Source organism: Streptomyces viridosporus T7A, from assembly GCF_008704515.1.
Taxonomy (GTDB): domain Bacteria; phylum Actinomycetota; class Actinomycetes; order Streptomycetales; family Streptomycetaceae; genus Streptomyces; species Streptomyces viridosporus.
In genome coordinates this window covers 4,793,554-4,813,338 of the sequence record NZ_CP023700.1, presented here as the reverse complement: position 1 = coordinate 4,813,338, position 19,785 = coordinate 4,793,554, and the positions used below count along the sequence as shown (strand labels likewise).

General features: G+C 73.5%; 17 protein-coding genes. 6 read left to right on the top strand and 11 right to left on the bottom strand.

The window, feature by feature from the left end:
• Positions 1–2: 2 nt before the first annotated feature.
• The 5 genes from CP969_RS22385 to hemL all read right to left on the bottom strand — a co-directional run bounded on the left by CP969_RS22385 (position 3) and on the right by hemL (position 5,030).
• Positions 3–776 carry a cytochrome c biogenesis CcdA family protein gene (locus CP969_RS22385; RefSeq protein ID WP_016825098.1) on the bottom strand — a complete coding sequence of 258 codons (774 nt, stop codon included), beginning with the start codon at positions 774–776 and terminating at the stop codon, positions 3–5.
• Position 777: 1 nt separating this feature from the next.
• Entirely contained in the window at positions 778–1,407 is a 630-nt protein-coding gene (locus CP969_RS22380) for a TlpA family protein disulfide reductase (RefSeq protein WP_016825099.1), read from the bottom strand.
• Between the two features lie 67 nt (positions 1,408–1,474).
• On the bottom strand, positions 1,475–2,881 hold the full coding sequence (locus CP969_RS22375) for a polysaccharide deacetylase family protein (protein ID WP_078495512.1): 1,407 nt from the start codon (positions 2,879–2,881) through the stop codon (positions 1,475–1,477).
• Between the two features lie 143 nt (positions 2,882–3,024).
• Positions 3,025–3,672 carry a histidine phosphatase family protein gene (locus tag CP969_RS22370; RefSeq protein WP_050793884.1) on the bottom strand — a complete coding sequence of 216 codons (648 nt, stop codon included), beginning with the start codon at positions 3,670–3,672 and terminating at the stop codon, positions 3,025–3,027.
• Positions 3,673–3,713: 41 nt separating this feature from the next.
• The gene (gene hemL, locus CP969_RS22365; RefSeq protein WP_004984781.1) at positions 3,714–5,030 is read right to left on the bottom strand and encodes a glutamate-1-semialdehyde 2,1-aminomutase; all 1,317 of its coding nucleotides are present in this window, start codon (positions 5,028–5,030) and stop codon (positions 3,714–3,716) included.
• A gap of 358 nt (positions 5,031–5,388) precedes the next feature.
• Here hemL and CP969_RS22355 point away from each other — a divergent pair, with 358 nt between their 5' ends.
• Positions 5,389–6,033: a hypothetical protein gene (locus CP969_RS22355; RefSeq protein ID WP_171817478.1), complete on the top strand. Its 645-nt coding sequence runs from the start codon at positions 5,389–5,391 to the stop codon at positions 6,031–6,033.
• A 111-nt stretch (positions 6,034–6,144) separates the two neighbouring features.
• Here CP969_RS22355 and CP969_RS22350 read toward each other — a convergent pair whose 3' ends face one another.
• Positions 6,145–6,558 carry a DUF5994 family protein gene (locus CP969_RS22350; RefSeq protein WP_016825101.1) on the bottom strand — a complete coding sequence of 138 codons (414 nt, stop codon included), beginning with the start codon at positions 6,556–6,558 and terminating at the stop codon, positions 6,145–6,147.
• Between the two features lie 750 nt (positions 6,559–7,308).
• Here CP969_RS22350 and CP969_RS22345 point away from each other — a divergent pair.
• The 5 genes from CP969_RS22345 (at position 7,309) to CP969_RS22325 (ending at position 13,174) form a co-directional block, all read left to right on the top strand.
• On the top strand, positions 7,309–8,271 hold the full coding sequence (locus CP969_RS22345; protein WP_016825102.1) for an STAS domain-containing protein: 963 nt from the start codon (positions 7,309–7,311) through the stop codon (positions 8,269–8,271).
• A gap of 233 nt (positions 8,272–8,504) precedes the next feature.
• A complete protein-coding gene (locus CP969_RS22340) occupies positions 8,505–9,020 on the top strand; it encodes a DUF5994 family protein (protein WP_223887001.1) in 516 nt (171 codons plus the stop codon).
• 140 nt (positions 9,021–9,160) lie between these two features.
• Positions 9,161–10,354 (top strand): PP2C family protein-serine/threonine phosphatase, encoded by a 1,194-nt coding sequence (locus CP969_RS22335; protein ID WP_026084972.1) that lies wholly within the window; start codon positions 9,161–9,163, stop codon positions 10,352–10,354.
• An 826-nt stretch (positions 10,355–11,180) separates the two neighbouring features.
• A complete protein-coding gene (locus tag CP969_RS22330) occupies positions 11,181–12,548 on the top strand; it encodes a PP2C family protein-serine/threonine phosphatase (RefSeq protein WP_016825130.1) in 1,368 nt (455 codons plus the stop codon).
• A gap of 95 nt (positions 12,549–12,643) precedes the next feature.
• Entirely contained in the window at positions 12,644–13,174 is a 531-nt protein-coding gene (locus CP969_RS22325) for an SHOCT domain-containing protein (RefSeq protein WP_016825131.1), read from the top strand.
• A gap of 259 nt (positions 13,175–13,433) precedes the next feature.
• Here the strand turns inward: CP969_RS22325 and CP969_RS22320 are convergent, their stop codons facing one another.
• The 5 genes from CP969_RS22320 to CP969_RS22300 form a co-directional block, all read right to left on the bottom strand.
• Entirely contained in the window at positions 13,434–15,158 is a 1,725-nt protein-coding gene (locus CP969_RS22320; protein WP_150475022.1) for a sigma-70 family RNA polymerase sigma factor, read from the bottom strand.
• A gap of 149 nt (positions 15,159–15,307) precedes the next feature.
• Complete coding sequence (locus CP969_RS22315) at positions 15,308–16,015, bottom strand: AAA family ATPase (protein WP_016825133.1); 708 nt, start codon at positions 16,013–16,015, stop codon at positions 15,308–15,310.
• A gap of 150 nt (positions 16,016–16,165) precedes the next feature.
• Complete coding sequence (locus CP969_RS22310) at positions 16,166–17,431, bottom strand: ArgE/DapE family deacylase (protein WP_026084974.1); 1,266 nt, start codon at positions 17,429–17,431, stop codon at positions 16,166–16,168.
• A 137-nt stretch (positions 17,432–17,568) separates the two neighbouring features.
• The gene (locus CP969_RS22305) at positions 17,569–19,023 is read right to left on the bottom strand and encodes a sensor histidine kinase (RefSeq protein ID WP_016825135.1); all 1,455 of its coding nucleotides are present in this window, start codon (positions 19,021–19,023) and stop codon (positions 17,569–17,571) included.
• A gap of 34 nt (positions 19,024–19,057) precedes the next feature.
• Complete coding sequence (locus CP969_RS22300; RefSeq protein ID WP_016825136.1) at positions 19,058–19,777, bottom strand: response regulator transcription factor; 720 nt, start codon at positions 19,775–19,777, stop codon at positions 19,058–19,060.
• Positions 19,778–19,785: the final 8 nt, after the last annotated feature.

Below are 19,785 nucleotides of genomic sequence, written 5' to 3'. Positions count from 1 at the left end.
CGTCAGATCCCCACAGTGAAGCCGTTGGACCAGGTCTGCATCTGCGTCACGATGCTGTCCCACGCACCGGTCAGCAGCAGCACACCGGTCACGATCATCATCGTGCCGCCGATGCGCATCACCCAGGCGTAGTGCCGCTTGACCCAGCCGAAGGCACCGAGCGCCTTGCGGAAGGCGACGGCGGCGAGCACGAAGGGCACGCCCAGTCCCAGACAGTACGCGACGGTCAGGACGGCGCCGCGTCCGGCGCTCTCCTGCTGGGCGGAGAGGGTCAGGACGGAGGCGAGGGTGGGGCCGATGCAGGGGGTCCAGCCGATGCCGAACAGGGCGCCGAGGACGGGGGCGCCGACCAGCCCGGTCGCCGGACGCCGGTGGAAGCGGAACTCGCGCTGGGTGAGCCGGGGCATCAGGCCCATGAAGAAGGCGCCCATGAGGATCATGAAGACGCCGAGCACCTTGGACAGGACGCCGGACTGTTCCTGCAGCGTCTGCCCGAAGTAGCCGAAGAAGGCGCCGCCGGAGACGAAGACCACGGTGAAGCCGAGCACGAACAGGGAGGCGCCGGCGATCATCCGGCCGCGCCGGGCCTCGGCCAGGTCGGTGCCGGAGACGCCGGTGACGTAGGAGAGGTAGCCGGGGACCAGCGGCAGCACGCAGGGCGAGAAGAAGGAGACGAGCCCGGCGAGCAGGGCGATGGGCAGGGCCACCAGCAGGGCGCCGTTGAGCACCGTGCCGTTGTAGCCGGGGTCGGCGGCGAGCGTGTGCAGGACCGTCACGTCACTTCTCCGCGACGACCGGCTCGAGCATCTTCAGCAGCCGTTCCTCGCTGAGCGCGGACAGGGAGCGGGCCGCGACCTTCCCGTCCCGGTCCAGGATCAGGGTGGAGGGGATCGCCTGCGGGTTGAGCGTGCCCTTCTCGAAACGGAGCATCAGCTTGCCCGCCGGGTCGTACAGGCTCGGGTAGGCGATGCCGAACTCCTCCTCGAACGCGAGGGCGGAGCGGGTGTTGGTGTCCCGGGTGTTGATGCCGACGAACTGCACGCCCCGGTCGGCGTAGTCCTCGGACACCTTGGCGAAGTGCTTGGCCTCCGCGCGGCACGGGTTGCACCAGGAGCCCCAGACGTTGAGGACGACGACCTTGCCCCGGTAGTCGGCGACGTCGAGCTGCTCGCCCTCGAGGGTCTTGCCGGACAGGTCGGGCGCGGTGGCGCGCTCGCCCTTGGCGACCGTGGCGATGCCGTCGGTGCCGGTGACGAAGTTGGTGTTGCCGCCCCCACCGGACGTCCCGCCGGAGCTGCAGGCGGAGACGAGCAGCGCGGCCGCGGCGGCACCGACGGTCAGGACGGCGCGGCGGCGGACGCGGGTGGCGCGGTTCGCGCGCTGGGGGGCACGGCTGGCGGCACTCATGTGAAAAGTTTCGCATGCCCGTTCTGGGGATCTTGCGCACCCCCCGTACGGGGGAGGAACCCGCGTATCAGGCGGCGTTCCGGTCACCCGTTCCGGCGTCGGCGCCACCCGTACCCGCATCGGAGCCACCCGTACCCGTACCGGAGCCACCCGTCCCCGTACCGGAGCCACCCGTCCCCGTACCGGAGCTGCCCGTACCGGAGCCACCCGTCTCCCGCAGGAAGCCCTTCCAGCCGCCGGCCGGCTCCTGGCCGACGTCCAGGGTGCGGAGCCGGTCGAGCACCTCCGGCTTCTGCACGTCCAGCCAGTCGACGAACTGCCGGAAGGAGACCAGGCGCACATCGCCGCCCTTCTCCTTCTCGCGCGCGATGTGCCGGAGCGCCTCCTCCACGGCGTCCATGTAGATGCCGCCGTTCCACTGCTCGAAGTGGTTGCCGACGAAGAAGGGTGCCCGGTTCGTCTCGTACGCCCGCTTGAAGCCCGATATGTACGCCTGGGCCGCCTGCTCCCGCCAGCCCGGGTGGTGGCGGGCGGGCGCGTTGGTCGAGTGGAGCGACTGGTTGGCGAGCATGTTGTAGTCCATCGACAGGACCTCGAAGGAACGTCCGGGGAAAGGTATCTGCTGGAGCGGAAGGTCCCATATGCCCTTCTTCTTCGCCGGCCAGACCTGGCGCCCGCCCGGCGAGGAGGCGTCGTAGCGCCAGCCGAGCGCGCGGGCGGTGGGCAGCAGGTTGTCCTGGCCGAGCAGACAGGGCGTACGGCCGCCGACGAGTTCCTTGTCGTAGTCGAAGGGCAGCGGCTCCAGGTCGGTCCAGCCGGAGTTGGTCCGCCACTCCTTCACGAACGACTTGGCCTGCTCGATCTCGCTGCGCCACTGCCGCGGCGTCCAGGTGCCGACGCTGCCGGAGCCGGCGCAGAAGTGGCCGTTGAAGTGGGTGCCGATCTCGTGCCCCTCGAGCCAGGCCCGGCGCAGGTTCCGCAGGGTGTCCCTGATGTGCTCGTCGGTGAGGTAGCCGATGTCGGAGGCGCCGCGCGGGTTGTTCGGCGGGTCGTAGAGCCGCTTCTTCGACTCGGGGAGCAGATACAGGCCCGAGAGGAAGAAGGTCATGTGCGCGCCGTGCTCCTGGGCGAGGTCCAGGAAGCGCGGGAAGAGCCCGTTGCCGACCTCGCCGGCCCCGTCCCAGGAGAAGACGACGAACTGCGGCGGGGTCTGACCCGGCTCCAGCGGCACGGGCCGGGCGGGCTGGTGGGGCTGCCTGCCGGTGTAGGCGGTGGAGCCGTCGCCGATCGGGCGGACCGTCTGCGTCGGCTCCGGCTCCGGCGTCCCGGACCGGTCGCCGCCCCCGCCGGAACGGGAACCGCCGGCGGGGGCGGCGCCGTCCGACCCTGTGTGGCCGCCGCAGCCGGCCAGCGGGACGGCGGCCGCGGCGCCCGCGCCGAGCCCGAGCATTCCCCTGCGAGTGAGAGTGCGCATGGCCTCCCCGATCGTCACGTCCTGAAGGTGGTCACTCAGTCAGAGGACGTGACGGAGGCGGAGGTTCCCGCCATATGCGGAGGTTTCGCAACGAACGCGGCGACGGTGCCCGGACGGCGCGGCGCGCCCGTCCCTGCCGGGGCTCAGGCCCCGTAGGCCTTCCCCTTCCCCTTCACCGGCTTGGCGCCGGCGAGCAGGTGGGCCGGGACGAGATCGCGGGCCGGCTCGCTGTAGCCGACGGAGACGATCCGGTCGCCCTGGTAGGTGAAGGTGGTCAGCGAGGCGAGCGTGCACTGCCGCCTGCGCGGGTCGTGCCACAGCCGCCGCTTCTCGACGTAGGACCGCACGATCCAGATCGGCAGCTGGTGGCTGACGAGCACCGCCTCGTGGCCGCGCGCCGCGTCCTTGGCCGCGTTCAGCGCACCCATCATGCGGACGACCTGGTCGAGGTACGGCTCGCCCCAGGACGGCTTGAACGGGTTGACGACGTGCTTCCAGTTGGCCGGGCGGCGCAGCGCGCCGTCACCGATGCCGAAGGTCTTGCCCTGGAAGACGTTCTCGGCCTCGATCAGCCGCTCGTCGGTGACGATGTCCAGGCCGTGCGCCTTGGCGATGGGCTCGGCCGTCTCCTGCGCCCGCTCCAGCGGGGAGGCGACGACGTGGGTGATGTCGCGGGAGGCGAGGTGCTCCCCGACCCGGTCGGCCATGCGCCGGCCCAGCCCGGAGAGGTGGTAGCCGGGCAGGCGGCCGTAGAGGACGCCCTCGGGGTTCTCTACCTCGCCGTGCCGCATGAGGTGGACGACGGTGACGTCGTCGTCCTTCTTCGGGGTGCTCACGCCGTCGCCTCCGCCGCCGCCCGGGCCGCCGCCGGCAGGGCGTCGGCGATCCGCTGCACGGCCCGCTCGTCGTGCGCGGTGGACACGAACCAGGACTCGAAGGAGGACGGCGGCAGGTAGACGCCGTGTCCGAGGAGGGAGTGGAAGAAGGCGGTGAAGCGGAACGACTCCTGCGCCTTGGCGTCCTCGTAGTTCCGCACCGGGCGGTCGGTGAAGAACACGGAGAACATGTTGGAGGCGTTCTGCAGCGTGTGCGCCACGCCCTCCTTGGTCAGCGCCTCGGTGACCAGGGACTGGATCTGCGCGGAGACTGCGTCCACCTTCTCGTAGGCGGCGTCGTCGAGCAGCCGCAGCTGGGCGAGGCCCGCGGCGGTGGCGACCGGGTTCCCGGAGAGGGTGCCGGCCTGGTAGACGGGCCCGGCGGGGGCGAGGTGCGCCATGACGTCGGCCCGCCCGCCGAAGGCCGCGGCCGGGAAGCCGCCGCCCATCACCTTGCCGAAGGTCATCAGGTCCGGCCGGACCCCGTCCACGCCGAACCACCCGGCACGGCTGGTCCGGAACCCGGTCATCACCTCGTCGGAGATGTACAGCGCGCCGTTCGCGGCGCACGCGTCCTTCAGCCCCTGGTTGAACCCGGGCAGCGGCGGTACGACGCCCATGTTGCCCGGCGACGCCTCGGTGATCACACAGGCGATCTCGCCGGGGTGCGCGGCGAAGGCGGCGTGCACGGCGTCGAGGTCGTTGTACGGCAGCACGATGGTGTCGCCGGCCTGGGCACCGGTGACGCCCGGGGTGTCCGGCAGCGCGAACGTGGCCACCCCCGACCCGGCGGAGGCGAGCAGCGAGTCGACGTGGCCGTGGTAGCAGCCGGCGAACTTGACCACCTTGGAGCGCCGCGTGAAACCGCGGGCGAGCCGGATCGCCGACATGGTGGCCTCGGTCCCGCTGGAGACGAGCCGCACCTGCTCCAGGGGCTCGATCCGGGCGACCATCTCCTCGGCGAGCGCGACCTCGCCCTCACCGGGCGTGCCGAAGGACGTACCGCGTGCGACGGCCTCCTGCACGGCGGCGATCACCTCAGGGTGCGCGTGCCCGAGGATCATCGGTCCCCAGGAGCACACGAGGTCGACGTACTCCCGCCCGTCGGCGTCGGTCAGGTACGGCCCGCTGCCGGACACCATGAACCGGGGAGTGCCGCCGACGGCGCGGAAGGCACGCACCGGCGAGTTCACGCCACCGGGTGTGACGGCCGCGGCACGATCGAACAGCGCCTGCGAGGCTTGGGCTTCGTACGGGTATGGCAGTTCGCTCATGGCCTGCGACTTCTCCGACCTTCTCCGACTTCTCGGGCTTCCCGGGCTCCGGGAGCGCGTGACCTGTTCAGGGTAGGCCAGGGGCGGACGGGGCGGCCGGGGGCCGGGACCCGGGGCGGCCTCCCCGGCACATCAGGCCACACCCTGCGGCTTCCGGCCCCCCGATCCGCCGTGATCTGCGAAACTGGCGTCCGATACACGCAGCTCACACAGCCCGTGACGGCCGAAGGCTGCGAGGTCCCCGCGGACAGATGTCTCACCGCACGTTTCGGCGGGCGGCCGTGGGGGAGGTCACTGACACGATGATCGGGTTGCGCGCCGGGGGCCGCGCGCCTTAGAAAAGCAGTCGGGTGGAGATATGCATCGCGGTGGCGGACTGGGCGAGGGGACCGACGGCCTGGGTCCTCGACGTGCCCGGCGGGGAAGGCACCGACGCGAGGCGGAGCACGCGGAGAACGCGGAGAGCACGGACGAAACGCGTCAGGCACACGGTGTACCGAGCGAGCTCGGGCGGATCGACGGACGGGTCGACCCGCTGAGGGCGGGGAGCAGGAATGGTGGTCGGGTGGGGGTGACGTACAAGTACTTCGGCGCCCCGGACGGCGCCACCGCGGCCCGCGTCCCGATCTCGATGCGTCCCGAGGAACTCGGCGGCGACGAGCTCGGCATGAACGGCATGTTCACCAAGATCAAGCCGGAGACCATGGCCGCCATGGTCCTCACCGGCATCGAGGGCGTCCCCCTGCACAAGGTCCCGCCCCTGGAACTGGTCGTCCTGCACCCCGACTACGCGGTCGTGAAACTCCCCATGACGGTCGTCGACCCCCTGCGGGACATAGGCGAGGAGGCGGTGGGCGCGGCGGCGTTCATCTGGTCGACGGTCCCGGACCGGGGCGGACCGCGGGACGCCTTCAACGTGTACCGACTGCTGCACGAGTGGCAGGACTTCAGCCACCGGCTGCACGAGGCGGGGCACCAGCCGTACTGCCTGGTGTGGCCCTGACCGGGGTTTTCGCGGCGTTCGGGCGGGGCTTTCGGGCCCCGCCCCCGTCATGTGCCAGGAGGGGCCGCCGGGCGGCCCGTCGGCGCACCGGCCCAGCCCGGGCCGCCGGGGTCAGGCAGTCCACCCCACGAACGGGTCGTCAGCCGCGGCCGTCTCCATGAGCCGTTCGGCTTCCGCCTCCGTCGCGGCGGGTGGCACGACGAGCAGGTCCCAGCGGCCCTGTCCAGGAGCGAGGAGGCAGGCGGTGTGTCCGGCTCGCGGCGAGTCCGTCCCGCGCGCGTGCACCCACTGGTCCTCGATGAGCATGCCGTCCCCGGACAGCGACCACACGGCCCCGTTCACGAGGACGCTGGTGATGTGTCCCCAGCGGTGCGGCAACGCGGCGAGGAGTCCGGGGAGTTCGGTGGTCAGGTCGTACGACCTCGGCCACCAGGCCCCGTCGATGTGCCGGGCCGAGCCACGCGGGCCGGAGTGCTCTCCCAGCCGCAGCCGGGCGGAGGACGGAGGGAGGAAGGGCGAAGTCATGAGAGCTCCTGGAGCCGTAGGGACGGCGGGCTCGGCGCGGTCGGGAGTCCGGCAGGCGTCGGCCGGCCCGGCGTCCGCCGCTGGGGCGCGGTCCCGCCTGCACGTGTCCGGTCGGCCGGTGGTCTGCCGGCCTCCGGCCGGGGAAGGAGCGGGCCGGCGCCCGGGGCGGGGTCGAGCGTGAGGTGAGGACGCGTCCCCCGCCCCGACGGGAAGGCCGGACAGCTGCGCTGCTCGCCCCCTGCGCACAGCGGCCGGAGAGCATCCGCGACGTGCCGGGCCACCTCGACGTCCGTGGAAACGATGCGTACCCCGCCCCTGCCCTCGGCGGGGGCACCGTTCGGAACGTCCGCGGGTCGGTGCGGGAACTCGGTGGTCATGGGGCGGAACCTGCCCCGGGCCGTGGAAAGCGGCTCGTGTGGTGTCGCGCGGCTCGGACCGTGCCACGCGCCGAGGACGAGACCGGCCCTGTCACCGGTGTACGAAGTACCCTCGACGTCTCCCACGGTACTCCTGGGACTCGTCACGGTCTCCGCCGGTTGCGGGCGACGTACTGTTGAGATACCGAGGGCATCACGTACTCCGGCCACCACGCCGGGTCGTCCTCGGCGAGGAACGAACCCCGGGCCGTCCCTGTGGCCGGTGCGGAGACGGGTCGGCATCATGTCCACCGCGGTCGAAGCAACACCGCCCGACCTCTCCACGGCTGTGGCAGCGCCTCGTACCGGGCCCCGGGCCCGGCCGAGCGGAGGCGTGACGGCCCTTTCCCGGCTGGACGTCCACCGGCGGAACCGGGGGGAACAGACCCTCGTCACGCTCGCCGGTGACATCGGACCGGCAACCACGCCCCTGCTGCGGGCCGCACTGGAGCAGTGCCTGCGCGACGGCGTCACCCTCATCGACGTCGATCTGGCGGCGGTCGGATGCTGCGACGTGAAGGGCTTGGACGTCCTCCTGTCGGCGTCACGGCGTGCCGACCTCGTACACGCCTCACTGCGGTTGCACCACCCGTGCGCGCAGATCGCTCAGCTCCTCACGGTCACCGGATCGACGTCGCTGCTCCCTGAGGCCCCCGTGAGTCCCGTGTCGCCCACGGCGTCCGGCAACCTCATGGGGAGCGAGAGCCCGGGACACCGATCGGATCAGCCGATCCCCGAGGAAGGGATCCGCGTCCGCCGACTGACCCGGTGGCAGGCCGAAGGGGTGCGGGAAGACATCGCGGACCTCGCCGGGGAGTCTGTCGCAGGTACCTCCGGTGAGGCGTACCACGACCGTGCGGACTTCCTGCGCCGCTTGGCGGTCAGTGCCCGGCGTCCCGGCTTCGCGCTGCTGGTCGCCGAAACGACGGTGTTGGTCGGCTGTGTCTTCGGCTTTCCCGTGGGCCCTGACGGCTCCGGCCGCCAGGGGATCGCCGGAACGCTCCAGGAAACCGTCCAACGGCTGACCTCCCGCGCGCGGTTCGTCGTCCTCACCCAGGTCGTGGCCCATCCGCACCCTCAACACCGCGACATCGCCCGCCGCCTGCAGCAGCATCTGCTTACCGACCGGCACTCCTCCCTCGGAGTCACCCTCCTCCATCCGGCCGACCGGGCGGGACAGGCCGCGTTTTCGTGCTGGGGCTGGGAGAACATGGGCGAGGTCATCGGATTGCCCGGACGTGTCGCCCCCTGTCTGTTCGTCCTGAGCACGGGAGCGCCGTCCCCGACAGCCCGGTGATCAAGCAGTGGGGGGCGACGAGCCGGCGGCCCTGCCGCTTCGAGGCGGTCACGTCGCGGCCTGTCGTCCGCCGTACGAACCTGTGTCCGCGCGGCGACTGCGCGCCGCGCCGTCCGTCAGGGCCGGGAGTAGCCTGGCACGTACCGGGAGCATTTCGGGCCCCCGTCCCCCGGCGGTACCGCCCCGGCGAGTGACAGACGCGGACAGCCGCAGGCCGTCCGGGAGGGGATCGCATGACGGATGCCATCACAAGGCCCGACGAAGCCGCGTCATCCGGTGACGCCGGCACCTATCGGATGCCCCTGCCCCGGTTGCGCCTCACGCCGGGCGTCAGCCACGGCCCGTTGGACGGAGCCTGGTGGCCTCGCTGCAACGCGCTGGAACTGGAGTTGCCCGCACTGATCGGCTCATTGGATCCGGCCGTCGGCACGGTCACCCGGGTCACCGTGGACACCGCGTCCTGGCCCGATGTCCCGCGGACGGTGATGGCGCCCGACCACGTGATCGAGGTGGTCCGGACCGACCTCGCCGCCGAGGCGCACGCCATCACCGTGGACTGCGGCACGGTGGGTCGCTGGGAGCTGCTGGTGATCCCACCCGACGAGCCGGCCGGAGCGGCCGCCCGGCTGCTGACCGCCGCCGCCGACCCCGAGAACCCGTTGTCGGCTCCACGCATCCTGGCACTCGCCGAGAACGAGCTCGGCGCAGAGGCCGCAGGGGAGTCGGAGGGAGGTCCCGGACCCAGGTGAGGGCCCGACGTCCGTCGGGCCCAGGTGACCGGCCGGCCGCTCCGGTCGTCGACGTTCCCGGTGGAGCCCATGGCACGAGCTGTCTCTTCGTCGTCCCCTCCCACCGCAACCGCTCCGTGCGGAGTACGGCGGGTGAGGCGGTGACGCACGGACGGCGCGCGGACCGTTCCGAAAGCCTCGGGGAGGCGCTGCTGGGCGCGGTTCTCGATCGCGCGCATGAGCTGCCGCCCCATTTGATCGGGCCGTTGGTCGCCGATGTGGTGGAGCGGTTGGGGGGCCGCCGGCCGCAGGTGCTGCTGCAGGACTACGGGCAGCTGCTGCTCGTGCCCCTGCCCGGTGAGGGCCTCACGGGCGGGGAACCACAGGTGATCGACGATTCCGAGGCGGGCCGCTGCTTTCTCGACGCCGTCCCCGTCGAGCTGCCCCAGGAGAACGGCGTCCGGGTCCATCTGCCCCTGCTGGACGGCGGTGACCAGGTGGGGGTCATGGCGGTGACGCTGGACAACGTCGACGACGACGACCGTCGCCTGCTGCACAGGATCTCCGGCCTGGTGGCCGACCTGCTGGTGACCAAGCACGGCTACTCCGACCTGTTCTTCGGCGTCCGACGTGGTGAGTCGATGAGCGTCGCCGCGGAGATCCAGTGGTCCCTGCTGCCGCCCTTGGCGATGATCATGCCGCGGGTGGCCGTGGCCGGTGTCCTGGAACCCGCCTACGACGTGGCCGGCGACAGCTTCGACTACGCGCTCAACGGCGACGTCCTCCATGTGGTCATGATCGACGCGATGGGCCACGGACTGGACGCGGCCACGATGGCCACCGTGGCCATCGGCGCCTACCGTCACGCCCGCCGCTCCGGCATCGGGCTGTCGGAGATCTACGACTTCATGGACCGCGCCGTGGCCGAGCAGTTCGGTCCCGAGCACTTCGTCACCGCGCAGATGATGCAGCTGGACACGACGACGGGGCGGTTGCAGTGGGTCAACGCCGGGCACCCGTCACCGATCCTCGTCCGCGACCACCGCGTCGCGCAGCGCCTGGTCGCCCCGACGACCCTCCCCGTCGGCCTGGGGGGTTCGGTGCCTCGGATCAGCGAGCTGGGGCTGGTGCGCGGGGACCGCGTCCTCTGCTTCACCGACGGACTGGTCGAGGAGCACAAGAGCGGTGGGGAGGAGTTCGGGGAGGACCAGCTGATCGACTGTGTGAACCATCTGGAGAGGACCGGCCGCGGCATCCGGGCGGTGACGCGTTCCCTGTCCCACACGCTCAAGCGGGCGCGGGGCGGACAGACCAGCGATGACGCGACGCTGCTCATGGTGGAGTGGCGCGGCTGACCTCCCCCCCTGTCGTCCGGCACCGTTCCGCCGGACCCGCCCAGCGACGGCCCGTCAGTCCGACGAACCGCGCCCGCTCCCGGTCTCGACGAGGATCTGTTCCGCCTGGCTGGTGTTGTCCGCCCGGACCGCCCGGGCCATCGCGGCGCGGGCGGCTGGTGTGGCCCTGAGCCGGGTTTTCGCGGCGTTCGGGCGGGGACTTTCGGGCCCCGGCCCTCGTCATGTGCCGGAAAGGGCCGTCAGGCCGCCGGGGCACAGTGAGGACGCTTGGGTTTGGTCGGGGGCTCGGGGGCGTCGATGCGCCCCGGGCCCCGCCCGGCCGGCACCGGCCGCCGTTCTCACTCGAGCCGGGACAGCCGGCCGCGACGGTCCGAGGCGGACCGGCGCCACCGTGCGGTATCTCAGCACCCGCATGCCCGTCGGCGTCATGGTGATCCTGGTCGTCCCCCGGGAGGCCCCGGCGACCGTCGGCTGCCGGACCCCGCCGCCCTCGCCCACACCGGCGGCCCCCGCGGCCACGCCCCACCGGGCCGGAAAGAGCCGCTCGCTTCTGTTCAAGCCGGATATGCCCCTTTCCGAGTGATAATTCGAAGTGATGACCGGAGGGAACTGTTCGCCGTGTCACGCTGTGATCCTGTTCGATCACGGTCGTGTCGGGAGGCCGGGTGTACCGACCGTGTGAGTGGCTGGATGAGCGGATCCGTCGTGACCGCCGGGTGGGTCCGGCGGTCCCGGCGCGGGCGACGGCCGCCGCCGTGGTCCCCGGCGCCCGGTGCGGCGCACGGGACACGGCCTCCGCCGCACCCCGGCGTCAGGGGTGTGCGCGGTGAGCGGCGAGGGCCGGCCCGAGCAGCCGGAGCCTCCCGGCGCCGGGCTGCGCCTGAACACCGAGCTGGACCGGATCGGCGCGCGGTTGCGGGCCCTGACCGATGCCAGGGACCGGCTGCGGGGTCTGCTGGGCGCGGTGCTGGCCATCAGCAGTGAACTGGATCTGCCGGCGGTGCTGCGGCGCGTCGTCAGCACCGCCACGGAACTGGTCGGCGCCCGCTATGGAGCCCTGGGCGTGCTGCACGAGTCCGGTGAGCACCTCGAGGACCTCATCACGGCGGGGCTGAGCGAGGACGAACGCGCCGACCTGGCCGGGGTGGCGTTCCCCCACGGCCGCGGCGTGCTCGGACTCCTGATCCGCGACCCCGAGCCGCTGCGCGTCGACGACATCCCCTCCCATCCCGCCTCGGTCGGGTTCCCGCCCGGCCATCCGCACATGCGCACCCTGCTGGGAGTCGCCATCAGCGTCCGCGGCAAGATCTACGGGGACCTCTACCTGTCCGAACGCCGCGACGGGCAGCCCTTCGACCGGGACGACGAGGACATCCTCGTCGCCCTCGCCGGCGCCGCCGGTATCGCGATCGAGAACGCCCGCCTGTTCGGTCGGGTCCGCGACAGTGCCGAGACCTTCCAGCGGCTGCTGCTGCCCACGCTGCCCGACCTGCGCCCCTTCACCGCCGCCGCCGTCTACCGGCCCGCCGCCGAGCCCAACCGGCTCGGCGGGGACTGGTACGACGCCCTCGTGCTGCCCGACGACGCGGTCGGCGTCGTGATCGGCGACGTCGGCGGCCACGACCTGCACGCGGCCGCCGCCATGGCCCGGACCCACAGCATGCTCCGCGCGCTGCTCTACGACCGCCGCACCCCGCCCAGCGAGGTCCTCACCCAGCTGGACCGCACCCTGCACGTCACCGCGGGCATCCCGGTCACCACGGCCTGCCTGGCGCGCATCGAACCCGGGGAGTCCGGGTGGGCGCTGCACTGGAGCACCGCCGGGCACTTCCCGCCCCTGCTGGTCGGCCCCGGACCGGAGACGAGGTACCTGGACGCCGAGCCGGGCCTGCCGCTCGGGGTGAACACCGGCGAGCGACGGCCCGACCACCGCCGCCCCCTGCCCGCGGGATCCACCCTGGTCTTCTTCACCGACGGGCTCGTCGAGCACCCCGCCCGCTCCCTCGACGAGGGCCTGACCGCGCTCGCCGGCCTCGCCGCCGCCCATGTCGCACGGCCCCTGCAGGAATTCGTGCAGGCACTGGCCGACCACCACCCGGGCGACGGCCACGACGACATGGCCGTCCTCGCCCTCCGCGTCCCCCTCGGCCCCGGCCCCGCCCGGCTCTTCGCCGCGACGGGGAAGGAGGGCTGAACGGGGCCGCCGGCGTCCGTACAACCTTTGTGTCCCGGTGTGTGTCCTCTTGCGGGCGGCACGTACCACGCCGCATGGAAGTCAGGAGCACCCTTATGTCCAGCAACGCGCTGATGACCTTCAAGAGCCACATCGAGGGCAAGAACGCCGACGTGGCCATCTACCACGACCGGGTCGAGTGGTCCCGGGGCCGTGGCATGAGCGCCAAGAAGCTCACGGCGGGCTTCCTGACCGGCGGCGCGTCGCTCCTGGCCACGGGGGTCCGCAGCTCCGACGCGGGCACCGAGATGATCCCGGTCAAGAACATCTCCAGCGTGGTGACCAAGCGGGACGGCCTGATGTACACCAAGGTGGTGGTGGTGGCCTCGGGCAACACGATCGACTTCCGGGTGCCGCACGACTCGGCCCCGGGCATCAAGGCGCTGCTCACCGACCTGGTGCTCGGCAAGGTCCCCGCCCCCGACCAGGCCCCTCCCGCCGCTCCCCCCGCGCGGGCCGCGGCCCCCGCGCCGCAGGCGAGCACGCCGGTCGAGCAGTTGCGGCAGCTGGCGGAACTGCGGGACGCGGGCATCCTCTCGGAGGAGGAGTTCACGGCCAAGAAGGCGGAGATCCTCGCCCGCATGTGACGCGCGCCGACGCGGTGGCGGCGAACCGCCTCCGCGCGGGGAGCAGCGAGAACGGTCCCCGGTCGGGTCGTACGGCCGGGGGCCGTGTCGGGGCGGGGGCTTCGCCCGGCCGTGGAAGCCCCTCGGCGGCCCGCTCGGCACGGCATCGTCGGTTCTTCCCGGCCCCGCGGGGCCGCTGCCGAACCGGACCGAACGGGACGGTCGAAGGTCCCGGCACCGCGCCCCGGGAGGGTGTTCAGCCGCCCGGCCCGCGGTCGTCTCAGTAGCCGAACACCTGGATCCACGTCCAGTCACTGGTGACCACGCCGACGCCCAGGGTCCTGAGCGAGCAGTTGAGGATGTTCGCGCGGTGGCCCGGGGAGTTCATCCAGGCCTCCATGACGCTCGCGGCGGAGCTCTGGCCGCGGGCTATGTTCTCGGCGCCCGGGCTCGGGTGTCCCTGGGCCTTGGCCCGGTCGACGAAGCTGCTGCCGTTCTGCCCGGTGTGGGAGAAGTAGTCGTTGGCGGACATGTCCTCGCTGTGCAGCTGGGCCGCTCTGGCCAGGCGGTCGTCGAACGTCACGGGTCCGCAACCCGCCTCGGCCCGCTCGGTGTTGGTGAGGGCCAGGACCTGGGCGGCCGGGGTGCCGCCCGGAGCGGCCGCGGGCGCGGTGGGCGGCGCCGCCGGGCGCGCCGGCGTCTTCCCGGGCTGGGCGGGGCGTGCGGCGGCGGAGGTCGTGCGGGTCCTGCCGGGGCTCGGTGTGGCCGAGGCGCTCGGCTCCCGCGACGGCTCGGCGGAGGTGGAGGTGGAGGCGGAGGCCGAGGGTGAGGAGGAGGCCGAGGCAGAGGCGGAGGCCGCGTCGGAGGGGGTCGGCGACGAGGGCGTGGAGGCGGTGGGCTCGGGGCGGACCGTGGCGGCCGCCCGGGTCCTGCCCCCTCCGTCGTCCGGCGTCAGGAGGGTTATCCCGGATATCGTGCCGCCGGTGACCAGCAGCGCCGCGGCCACAGCCGCGATGTTCCTGCCCCGCCGCTTCTGCGCACGGCTCTGGCCGCGACGGCTCGCGCGGCTCGTACGGGCCCCGTCCACCGCCACCGTCCCGAGGGCCTCGGTCGGGGGGTCGACGGGCGCCGGGCCCGACTCCCCGTACGCCGTCGCCGTTCCCGGCTCCGTCGGCAGGTCCCCCGGGGCCGCCGTGCTCTCGGCGAAGGTCCCGGCGGAGGACAGCGGCGTCGCGTCCGCCGTCCCGGCGCCGAGGCCGCTGAACAAGCCGGCCGCGCCGAGCAGGCCGGCCCCCACCGGCACCAGCCCCAGTCCGACCAGCAGGCCCTCCGCCGGCACCAGCCCCGACTGGAAACCCGCGCAGACCGTGCAGTCCCGGGCGTGACGTGCGATGCGCTTGCGCCACAGGGCCGAGGGGGCGCCGTCCCAGGCCGCGACCACGTCGTCCAGCAGCACGCAGCGCGGCTGCGCGGACAGCGCCCGCACCACCAGCCGGGCCGTCTCCAGTTGCGCCTTCATCCGCTGCACGCGCACCGCCGTGTGCTGCGGCGACAGCTCCAGCGCGGTCGCCACCTCCGCCCGCGTCAGCTCGCCCGCCGCCTCCAGCCACCACAGCGACAGCAGCGCCTGGTCGTCGGGGTCCAGCCAGCGGGTGGCCTCGGCGGCCTCGCGCCGCTGGCCCTCCAGCCCGAGCCGCACGATCGTCAGGTCCACGAAGTCGGCGCCCGGGTCGGCGACGTCGTACGCGTCGTGCAGGCCCGAGGGGACCGGCACCAACCGGTCGCCCCGCTCACTGCGCCAGTGGTGGCGGAGCTGGTTCATGGTGATGGCGACCAGCCAGGACCGGAAGCGGGCGGGGTCGTTCAGCGAGCCGAGCGCGCCGAGGGCGCGGAGCATGGTCTCCTGCACCACGTCGTCCACGTCGGGGTGGCCGTTCAGGGCCCGGCCCACGATGTTGTAGACCAACGGGAGGTAGGCGGAGACGAGTTCGTCCTGGGCCCGCATGTCCCCACGCCGTGCCGCCTCGACCGTCTCCCTGCCGGGTTCGCTGCTCGCTGCCACGCTCGTCCACGCTCCTTCTCGGTCCCGGACCGTTCTGTCCCGTCACAGCAGGAGAGCCGCCGCCCGGGGCCGGATAACGAAAAGCGCGGGAGTCATTCCAGTACGTGCCGCAGATACGCCCGCGGGTCGGCGAGGTAGCGGCGCCAGTGGTCGACCAGGGCCAGGTCCTGCCAGGTGGTCCTGCGCATGCCGTGGTCGCCGACCTCGACGATGTCCGCGCCGGGCAGCGCGGTCAGCAGCGGGGAGTGGGTGGCGCAGACGACCTGCGCGCCCTCGCGGGTCAACCGGTCGAGGTGGCCGATCAGTTCGAGGCAGGAGGAGAAGGAGAGGGCCGCCTCCGGCTCGTCCAGGACGTAGAGGCCGGGGCGCAGGAACTTGTCCCGGAACGCGGCGAGGAAGCCCTCGCCGTGACTGCGGGCGTCGGGTGCGAGCCCCTCCCGGTCGAGCGCGTCCAGTGCCGTCTCGGCGCGCAGGAAGAAGCCCTGGCGGGCGGACCAGGAGCCGAGCATGCGGCGGCCGTGCGGAGCCGCGTCGAAGCGGATGCGTTCGCCCAGAAGGGACTTGGCCCGGTGGCTCGCGTAGCGCCACTCGTGCGAGCCGCCCCAGGGGTCCAGTCCGAACCCCTCCGCCAGGGCCTCGACGAGGGTCGACTTCCCCGAGCCGTTCTCGCCGACGACGAAGGTCACCGGCGCGGTGAACCGCAGTCCGTCACGCAGGAGTTCACGGACACAGGGAAGCGACCAGGGCCACTCCCCCGCGTCGTACGGACCCCCGTGTGCGTACGCGCGTTCGATGATCACCGGTCGAGTTTCGCACAGGGGCCGGGCGACGGGTGAGCGGTGCACCGCTCCCCTCGCTCCCCGCCCGCCGCTCCCCCTCGCTCCCCGCCCACCGCTCCCCGCGTTACTCCCCTCCCGTCGGCCGCCTCCCCTCCCCGCCCGCCGCTCGCCTCACTTCGTCCCCACCGTCCGCAGCACCGTGAGCACCAGCGTCCGTGCCACCGTCGTCGTCTCGCGCAGCGACACGTGTTCCCGCTCGCTGTGCGCCACCGCGATGTCCCCCGGGCCGTACTGCAGCGTCGGGACGCCGGCGCCGGTGTAGAGGCGCAGGTCACTGCCGTACGTCGCCCCGCGCTCCCGCGGTCGCGGGCCGCCCGTCGCGTCGGCGTGCGCGGCCCCGACCACGTCCGCGAGGGGGTGCCCCTCGGGCAGCCGGCCGCTCGCGAACTGCCCGCCCGGCCAGCTCACGGTGGCCGGATGGTCCCGCAGCCAGGGGTCGGCGGCACAGGTCTCGGCCACGCACCGCTCCAGCTCGGCGCGCGCGTCGGCCGGATCCTCGCCGAGCCGCACGCCGAGCCGGCCCTCGGCGACCAGCAGGTCGGGCACGCTGCTCGCCCAGTCCCCGGCGCGCACCGTGCCCACCGACAGGCCGTACGGGATCGGGTACTCGGCCAGCAGCGCGGACGGGTCGCGGTTGCGCTCGGCCTCCAGGGCGGCCAGCGCCCGGTGCAGGGGCAGGTAGGCATCGACGGCGCTCACCCCCAGCTCCCGTGAACTGCCGTGCGCCGCCTTGCCGGGCACGGTGATGCGGAACGTCAGCGCGCCCGCGTTGGCGGTGATCAGCGTGGCGGCGGTGGGCTCGGCGATGACGCAGGCGTCGCCGCGGTGGCCGCGCCGCAGGGTGCCGAACGCGCCGAGGCCGCCGTCCTCCTCGCCGACGACGCAGTGCACGGCCACCCGGCCGCGCAGCCGTATCCCGGCCGCCCGTATCGCGGCGAGCGCGGCGAGCTGCGCCGCGAGGCCGGCCTTCATGTCGCAGGCCCCGCGCCCGTGCACGAGGTCCCCGGTCACCCGGGGCACGAACGGGTCGCCGTCCCAGGCCGCGGGATCCCCGGGCGGTACGACGTCGACGTGGCCCTGGAGGATCAGGGTCGGCCCGTCGCCGCCGTCGGGGGTGGTGCCGACCAGGCCCCAGGCCTCCTCGCGGGGCGCCTCCGTGCCCGGGAAGTCCGGGTGCGCGCGCAGCGCGGGCAGGTCCATCGACCACAGGTCGGTCTCCAGGCCGAGCCGCTCCAGCCGTCCGGCCAGCAGGTGCTGGAGCTCCGACTCGGCGGCGCTCCCGGTCACGCTCGGCACCGCGATCAGCTCCAGCAGGGTCCGCCCCAGAGCCGCTTCGTCGATCGCCGCCAGCGCGGCGGCCTCCTCGTCCGTCGGCATGCCGCCGTCCCTCCCCTCGTCCCGCGGGGCGGCGACGTACGCGGCCCCGAACGCATACATGCTCACCCCGGTCCGCCCCCATGCGGTGACGGCCCCACCCCGGGGCGGGGCCGCCCGCTCTCAGCGCGGGGCGTCCGTCAGCGCGGGGCGTCCGTCCGGTCCGGCGCGCCGCCGCCCACCGTGAACCCGATCACCGTCCCGCCGCCCTCCCGGCGGAAGGCGTACGGTGCCCCTCCGTGCGCGAGGGACACCTCGCGGACGATGGACAGGCCGAGGCCCGACCCGGGGAGGGAGCGGGCGTCGGCGGCGCGGTAGAAGCGGTCGAAGACCCGGATCAGGTCGTCGTCGGCGATCCCGGGCCCCCGGTCGCGCACCTCCACCCGCACCGTGCCCGGCCGGGCGGGGCCGGCGACGTGGATCTCCACGGGCGACCTGCCGTCCCGGTCGAACTTGACGGCGTTCTCGACCAGGTTGGACAGCGCCCGCGTGAGCATCCCGGGCCGCCCGTCGGTGGTGGTGTCGCCGCTCGCCCGGACCACGACCTTCCGCCCGCTGCGGCGCCGGGCCAGTCCCGCCACGTCCTCGGCGATGTCGGCGAGGTCGACCCGCTGCGGCGGCTCGGTGTCGGACTGCCCGGCCGCGAGGTCGACGAGCTCGTTGACCAGGTCGGTCAGCTCGCGGGCCTCCTGGGTGAGGTCGGCGACGAGTTCCTCCCGGGTGCCGGGCGGCAGTTCGTCGATGCGGCGCAGCAGGGAGATGTTGGTGCGCAGCGAGGTGAGCGGGGTGCGCAGTTCGTGCCCGGCGTCCTGGACCAGCCGGCGCTGGTCCTCCTCGGACTGGGCGAGCCGGCCCAGCATCCGGTCGAAGGCGCGGCCGAGGCGGCCCACCTCGTCGTGGCCGGCGACGGGCACCTGGATGCCGAGCCGGCGGGTGCGGGCGACGACCTCGGCGGCCTGGGTGAGGACGACGAGCCGGCGGGTGATGCGCCGGGCCAGCCACCAGCCGAACAGCCCGGCGGCGACCACCACCGCCGCCATCAGGACCAGGGTGCGCCGCTGGAGGGTCCGCAGCAGGTCCTCCGTGTCGCTGAACTCCTGCGCGACCTGCACCGCGCCCCGGCCGCCGCCCAGGGAGACGGTCGCGACCCGGTAGATGTCGTTCCCGACGTCGACCTCCGCGTGCACCACCACCTCGCCGGCCGGGGCGGCACCCGCGATCCGGCGGTCGGCGGCGACCACCGGCAGCCCCGGGCTGCCCGGGTCGAAGACGCTGCCGTCCGGTCCGAGCACCTGCACGTCGGTCCGGGCGGGCCGCACCAGGTCGTGGCCGGGGGCGGTGGAGGAGAAGTCGACCGGTGTCATCCGGTTCTCCCGCACCTCGCCGCGCAGGTCCTGCACGACCTCGTCGAACACGGACTGCTGGTCCACCCGCACCAGCCGGGCGGCCGCGTTGTAGGAGAGGATGCCGACCAGGACGGTCACCGTGGCGGTGATCACCGCGAACGCCACCGCGAAGGTGGTGCCCAGCGACAGCAGCCCCCGCCGGGCGGCCGCCGGCCGGCGCGCACGGCCCGGGGCGCCCACCGTGCCCACAGCGCCCGGGGTGCCTCCCGCGCCCGCGGGCACGTCAGTCCTCCCGCAGCACGTAACCCACCCCGCGCACCGTGTGGATCAGCTGCGGCTCGTCGAGCTTGCGGCGCAGGTAGCCGACGTAGACGGCGAGGTTCTTGGATCCGGGGCCGAAGTCGTAGCCCCAGATGCGGTCGTAGATGGTGGAGTGGTCCAGGACCACGCCCGCGTTGCGGATCAGCAGTTCCAGCAGCTCGAACTCGGTGCGGGTCAGCTCCAGCTCCCGCCCGCCCCGCCAGGCCCGGCGGGCCTGCGGGTCCAGGCGCACCCCGGCCGCCTCGACGACGCGCCCGGGGGCCGCCGGCTCCGGGGGCCCGGCGGCGGGGGCCCTGCCGCCGTTCTCCGGGTCGGGCCGGGCCCGGCGCAGCAGGGCGCGCAGCCGGGCGAAGACCTCCTCCACGTCGAACGGCTTGACGACGTAGTCGTCGGCGCCCGCGTCCAGTCCCGCGATCCGGTCGGCGGTCTCCACCAGCGCCGTCAGCATCAGCACGGGCGTGCGGTCGCCCTCGGCGCGCAGCACCCGGCACACCTGGAGTCCGTCGATGCCGGGCATCATCACGTCCAGCACCAGCACGTCGGGCCGGCTGCGGTGGACCTGCGCCAGGGCCTCGACGCCGTCGGCGACCGCCGTGACCCGGTAGCCCTCCAGGGTCAGGGCGCGTTCCAGGGCGTTGCGGATGGCGCGGTCGTCTTCGGCGAGCAGAACGGTGTGCGGCACGGGCCCAG